Annotated in this window: 2 protein-coding genes and 1 pseudogene; 1 reads left to right on the forward strand and 2 read right to left on the reverse strand. The window is 74.8% G+C overall.

The features are described from left to right. Both AC0CYZ_RS19865 and AC0CYZ_RS19870 read right to left on the reverse strand, forming a co-directional pair. Positions 1-1,104: phosphatidylglycerol lysyltransferase domain-containing protein (locus AC0CYZ_RS19865; RefSeq protein ID WP_472218456.1), on the reverse strand; the 1,104-nt coding region annotated here is incomplete at its 3' end. A gap of 48 nt (positions 1,105-1,152) precedes the next feature. Continuing rightward, entirely contained in the window at positions 1,153-1,893 is a 741-nt protein-coding gene (locus AC0CYZ_RS19870; RefSeq protein ID WP_472218455.1) for a dienelactone hydrolase family protein, read from the reverse strand. An 86-nt stretch (positions 1,894-1,979) separates the two neighbouring features. On the opposite strand from AC0CYZ_RS19870, the pseudogene AC0CYZ_RS19875 reads away from it, so the two are divergent. Further along, a pseudogene (locus tag AC0CYZ_RS19875) lies at positions 1,980-2,386 on the forward strand (aminotransferase); the annotation flags it as partial.

Consider the following 2,386-nt stretch of genomic DNA (forward strand, 5'->3'; position numbering starts at 1 on the left):
CTTGATCCGCGACACCGCCTGGCGGACGGTCCGCATCGCGCGGCCCTGCAGCGAGAAGGTCGCGACGTCGACGACGGCCTCGTCGCCCAGTTCGAGCGCGTCCAGGCCCGCCTCCCGGGACCACACCCGCGCGCCGGTCTCCGAGCAGCCCAGCACCGCGGACACCCACCCGTAGCGGCGACAGACCGCGACGAACGCCTCGATCGCCCCCGGCCAGGCCTCGACGTCACCGAGGGGGTCGCCCGACGCCAGCGCGACGCCCGCCACCACGCGGTAGGACACCGCCGCCTTCCCCGACTCCGAGAACACCACCGACTTGTCGCGCCGGAGAGCGAAGTAGCCCAGGGAGTCCGTGGCGCCGTGGCGCGCGAGCAGGCCCCGGATCCCGTCGACGTCCTCCGGCGCGAGCTGCGGGCGCGGCTCGGCGGAGCGCAGCAGGAAGTACCCGCCGAGCACGACCGCACCGACACCGAAGGACAGCCCGACCGCCGCAGTGAGGTCGTCGTACCAGTCGACCCGGAACTCGACGGGGCCGGAGACGCCGATCAGCGAGAGCGCGGCCTGCGCGAACTTCTCCCCGGCCGTGGGCCGGACGACGAACAGCGTCGGCCGGACGAAGAACAGCATCGCCGAGACGATGACGAAGCCGGCCGCCAGCAGCTGCAGCACCAGCCGCGCCGCGAGGAGCCGGCCGACGGGGTCGGGCACCGCGTCGAACTCGCGGCGGGTGACCACGAGCCCGATCAGCAGGACGACGGCCACGACGAGCGGCGGGATCGGATGTCGGCCGAGGAGGTGCGAGGCGACGATCACCACGCAGAGCAGCACCGTGAGCTGCCACGCGCGCCGCTTGCGCCGTCGCAGTCCGGTCGCCAGCAGGATCAGCCCGACCCCGGCCGTCGCGAGGATGACGGTGCCCACCAACGAGGCCTCGACCGGCAGGCCGAACCACGCCGCGGGCTCCAGACGCCGCCGCGCCGCCGGGGCGAAGATCGAGATGATCGAGAGCAGCCCCACGATCCGGGCCGACCAGACGATCACGCCTGCGACCCGGGCGCGCCGGCGTCGTTCCTGCCGGACCTCCCCCTCGGGTCGCTCGTGCATCGTCGTCACGCCCTGGACCTCCGGCTCCGCTGCCAGCCCCTCACGATCTCAGCGCAGGTGTGCGTCGAACCAGTTCAGCACGCGGTTGCGCGCGTCGGAACGGGTGCCCTCGCCGTCGTGGTCCTCCAGCGGATCCTGCGCCACCGGCGCGGCCTCGTCGGCGTCGAAGCGGTGCTCGGCCGCCGGGAAGACGACCACGTCGACGACGGCCCCGGAGGCGTGCGCGGCCTCCCGGAGCCGGTCGACGTCGGACGGGTCGACCGGGTCGCCGGTCTCGCCGTAGAGCCCGAGCCAGGGGCAGGTGAGCTCGCCGATGACGTCGAGCAGAGCCGGCAGCCCATCGGCCAGCGGGGCCTGCACCCCGGCCGCGGCCACCGTCACCGCCGCCCCGAGCGCGCGCTGCGAGGCCACCACCAGGGCCGCGGTGGCCCCGAGGTCGAAACCGAGGACGCCCATGCGGTCGGAGGGCACCCCGTGCTCGGCCAGCCAGCCGAAGGAGGCGTCCGAGTCGGCGAGCACCGAGGCGCCGGAGACGAGGGCGGCGCCCTCGGACGCCGACGCCTCGTCGTCGAAGCGGGGGGAGCCCTCGCGGTGGAACAGGTGCGGGGCGACGGTGAGCCAGCCCTCCCCCGCCAGGCCGTCCACGATGCGCTCGGTGTGCTCGGTGACCCCGTGCGAGGAGTGCAGCACGACGATGCCGCCGCGCACCGCCGCCCCGTCCGGCTCACCGACGGTCACCGCGAGCTCGGTGTCGTCGACGAGGGGGATCGTCTCCGTCCGGGTGGTCATGCGACCAGCCTTCCACGTCGCGTTCCGTTCGGCGGGAGCAGGCCGCGCGGGACGGGACACCGTGACCTGCGCATTACCGTGGGGGTGTGACCGCACCGACCCCGCTGCGCCCGGACCTGTCCACCCTGCCCGCCTACGTCGCCGGTCGCACCGTCGCGGGCGCGGTGAAGCTCGCCAGCAACGAGGTCGCGCTGGCGCCGCACCCCGCGGTGCAGGCGGCGGTCGCCGAGGCCGTGGCGGCGGGCAACCGCTACCCCGACATCACCGTGTCCGCGCTCACCCGGCGGCTCGCGGAGCACCACGGGGTGGGCCCCGAGCGGATCGCCGTCGGCTGCGGGTCGGTGGCGCTCTGCCAGCAGCTGGTGTCCTCGGTGTGCTCGCCGGGCGACGAGGTGGTGTTCGCGTGGCGGTCCTTCGAGGCCTACCCGATCGTCACCCTGATCGGCCACGCCGTCGCGGTGCCGGTGCCGCTCACCCCGGGTCACGTCCACGA

This window comes from Actinomycetospora sp. (genome assembly GCF_055612215.1).

What these genes read in the sequence shown, in the direction of transcription:
- AC0CYZ_RS19870 (WP_472218455.1), bottom strand. Translation starts at nt 1,893, where the DNA reads ATGACCACCCGGACGGAGACGATCCCCCTCGTCGACGACACCGAGCTC.